Annotated in this window: 4 protein-coding genes; all 4 read right to left on the reverse strand. The window is 67.8% G+C overall.

What is annotated here, in order from left to right:
• Positions 1–227, reverse strand: a 227-nt coding sequence (locus tag WB785_RS04245) for a PPE domain-containing protein (protein WP_424077441.1), incomplete at its 3' end; no start/stop codon positions are given.
• A gap of 12 nt (positions 228–239) precedes the next feature.
• Positions 240–797 (reverse strand): DUF7676 family protein, encoded by a 558-nt coding sequence (locus tag WB785_RS04250; RefSeq protein ID WP_424077442.1) that lies wholly within the window; start codon positions 795–797, stop codon positions 240–242.
• Positions 794–2,497 (reverse strand): ATP-binding cassette domain-containing protein, encoded by a 1,704-nt coding sequence (locus WB785_RS04255; protein WP_424077443.1) that lies wholly within the window; start codon positions 2,495–2,497, stop codon positions 794–796. Before WB785_RS04255 ends, WB785_RS04250 begins: the two co-directional genes overlap by 4 nt.
• Complete coding sequence (locus tag WB785_RS04260; RefSeq protein ID WP_424077444.1) at positions 2,494–3,561, reverse strand: FecCD family ABC transporter permease; 1,068 nt, start codon at positions 3,559–3,561, stop codon at positions 2,494–2,496. The genes WB785_RS04255 and WB785_RS04260 overlap by 4 nt, the downstream gene beginning before the upstream one ends.
• Positions 3,562–3,599: the final 38 nt, after the last annotated feature.

Genomic DNA, 3,599 nt, shown 5'->3' on the forward strand with positions numbered 1-3,599 from the left:
AGATACGGGGCGTGGGCGGCTACATACTCTTCGGCGGTCGGGCCCTGCCACGCTCCGGCCTGCACGCCGTTCAAAACGGCGGTCAGTTCCGCGGCAGTTTGGGTGTATTCGGTGCTGAGCGAGTTCCACGCCCCCGCGGCTGCCAGCAACGAGCCAGGGCCCGGACCGCTGCTCAGCAGCGCAGAATGGACTTCCGGCGGTGCTGCCATCCAAATCGGTGCGGTCATCGATAGTCTCCCTTAGCCATGACGAAAACCCTTGCCGGAGCGGTCAAGTGGGTCGGGATCCAGGCCCAGGTACTTAGCCCGCAGCCGGTCCCATAGTTCCAGCTGCCCCCAGGCCGGCTGGTCGCGAAGTTGTTGATCGTTGGTCAAGAACGGGTTCGGCAGCATTAGCGTCATCTGTTGTTCGTCTCGCCCGTTGTACAGGCGCACACCCCACGACGTGGGGGATCCGTCGCTGCCGATCCGCCGATACAGCTCGGCGCGTGAACACTGGCGGATCCGGCCAAGCTCGGGTCCGCTTTCCCGGTGCTCGCCGATGCACAGGTGAAAATGCCAGCGGCCGAAATCGACGGTGGCGTAGCCGTCGTCCATCGAGATGCGCTTGGGTGGATTGGGAGCCGCCACTTCCCAGGCCGCGCCCTGCACCAGGACGCCGAACCATATCTCGTCCCAGTACTCGTCGAAGCAGAGATGAATCAGATCGAGCAGGATTTGTTCATCGGTGGGCAGCGGCCAGAGTTGTTCGCGACCACCATCTTCGGCGTCCACGATCGCGGGGTTCGGGTTGGTCACGGTGTCACCTTCCTCCGCTCCCGGGGAGTGCTGGTCAGCACGCAGTCGCCGCACAGCCCGCCGCCCGGCGCGCGGTAATAGAGGCAGCAGCTGGCCCGACGGTAGCTTGTTTCGTTGAAACATATTGCGGCCGCGAGCCTTTCGTCGGAGCACAACCGGCGAGCGGTTTGCCATCCGGATTTCGCAGAGGCGTCGCGGTCGAAGACCTGCGCGGCGCCGAGCAGCGCGGAGGCCGCATTGCCTTGTAACAACTTGCCCGAGATCGGTCGCAGCCGCCGCAGCGCAGCTGTCAGGGGCGCCAGATGCTCCGCGAGGACCGTGTCGGCCAGCAGCTGCTCAAGGTTGTCGCCTTGCCAGGCGACCGGATGTTCGATATGCAGCTGAATTTGGCCGTCCTGCTCCCGGAACAGCAGATGCTCGGCATCCAGGTCGAGTAGTAGCCGGTGGCCGGCCAGTGCGCCCAGGCCGATCGACCACAGTCGCGCGGCGAAGCCGAGGAAGAACGTCGACGCTGCGACCCGCTGCTCGGCGGCATCCATGCGTGCCTGCACTCGGCTGATGATCCCGTCGAGCAGTGCGGTGTCGGTGTAGAGCTGCTGTACCGGACGCCAGCCGTGATCCTTAGCACCGACTCCGACCGCGAAATAGCCACCGGTGTCAGAAAGTTCAGTGAGCATCTTCGCGGCTGCCGCCTCGGGCACGCAGCGGCGGGTGTCGGCCAGCAGGGCCCGGAGCAACCTCGGCAGTCCGCTCAGTGTGGTCGACGTTGCGGCGTTTCCGCCGGCACGCACAGTGATCCGTTCGGGTTCGGTCGCGGCGACGATGATCTCGGCGGGTTCGCGGGCGGCCCAGCCTTCTCTGGCCAACATCCGCTGCACGGCGCCGCGCAGCGGTTTCGGCGCGTCGACGCGTGCGGCGCGCCCGTCATCGTGGCGCAGCACGAACACGCCGTCGGATGGATCGAAACACGTTGTAGCGCAGTCGAACACCGAACCGATCTGTCCGCCGATAATGAGTTCTTCGGGGATAGCGTCTTGCAGGGCGCCGGCGGCGTCGAGCAGCCACACTCGGTCGGCGACGCGCAGTGCCAGTTCGAGGTCGTGGGTAGACAACACGAGAGCCAAGTTCTGCTTGCGTGCCAGCCCGTGCAGCATCTCCATCAGGCCGGTGCGCGACGGCACGTCGAGAAAGGCGGTCGGCTCGTCGAGCAGCAGGACCGAAGGCTGCTGGGCCAGTGCCCGGGCAGTGAGCACCCGCTGCCGCTCGCCGTCGGAGAGTTCGGCGGCGGGCCGCGACGCCAGGTGTCCGGCGTTCACCGCCGTCAACGCCCAGTCGACGACGGTGTTGTCGTCGGCGGTCAGCCGAGCGGCCAAGCCCAGGTGCGGGATTCGGCCGAGGCCGGTCAGCTCGCGCGCCGAGAGAAGTCCGGGATCGATCCGGTCGGTTAGCACGACGGCGACGTGCCGGGCCAGCTTGTCGGCCGCCACCCGAGCCAGATCCTTGCCGTCGAGCAGCACCTGGCCGTCAATTGCGGGCTGCAATCCGCACAGCGTGCGAATCAGCGTGGACTTTCCGCAACCGTTGGGACCCAGCAAGACGGTGAGCTCGCCGCGACGCGCGACCGCGCGCAGGCCCGCAGCGACAGTGGTGGTCCGGCGCCGGGCGCGGTAACCAATTGTGAGGTCGCGCAATTCGATCATTGCTGCATCCCCACACCCCGCCGACTGCGCAGCAGCACGACGACCACAATCGGTGCCCCGATCAGCGCCGTGACGGCATTCACCGGGAGCACCGCCTCGCTCACCGGAACCTGGCTGACGATGCCGCACCCCAGGGCGACGGCGGCGCCCATCAACACCGCTCCCGGCAGCACAACCCGGTGATCGGAGGTGCCCAACGCCAGCCGGGTCAGGTGCGGAACCGCCAGACCCAGAAAGGCGATCGGGCCGCAGAACGCCGTCGTCGCCCCGGCAAGCAGCGACGCCGACGCGACCGTGATCAGCCGCACCCGTCCCACATCGATGCCCATCGTGCGGGCGTAACTTTCGCCGAGCAGCAGCGCATTGAGCCCGCGCAGCGTCAGCGCCGACGCAACCAGGCCCGCCGCGACGAGCGGCAACAGTAGCCGTAGGTCGGCCCAGGTGGTGTCGGCGAAGCTGCCCAGCCCCCACAGCAGGAACTGCTGGACTCGCTGCGGATCGGCGTAGACCAGCAGCACGCTGACGATTGCCGTGCTGGCCGCGCCCACCATCACGCCGATCAGCAGCAGCGTGGCCGCCGAGCGGACCCAGCGCGCAAGCATCAGCACGATCGTGAGCACCGTCGCGGCGCCCACTGCGGCGGCGATAACTACACCGGCGCGCCCTGTTCCGGCCAGCACTTCGGTGAAGCCGGCGCCGGCGGCGATCACCACGACCGCAACACCCAGACTTGCGCCTGAGCTGACACCCAACACGTACGGGTCGGCGAGGCTATTGCGAAACAGGGTCTGCATCTGCAGTCCCGCGATCCCGAGGCCGGCGCCCGCCGCGATCGCGGTGAGCACCCGCGGCAGCCGCAGGCTGTGCACGATCACCTGCCAGCGCGGGTCCGAGGGCTGCGCGCCGAGCAGGACGCGGGCGGTGTCGGCCAGCGGCACCCGCACCGGCCCCAGGGCAATTCCCAGCAGAGTCAGCACGACCACCCCGACGGCCAGCGCCGTCAGCACCGCCGCTGTTCGGTTGAGCCGCAGAGGGATTGACGTTGCCGGTGCCAAGGTCGTCATGTCGTGACCTGTCGGTAGAACTCGAAGCGGTGGTGGGG

The sequence above is a fragment of the Mycobacterium sp. genome, assembly GCF_049585075.1.
Classification (GTDB): domain Bacteria; phylum Actinomycetota; class Actinomycetes; order Mycobacteriales; family Mycobacteriaceae; genus Mycobacterium.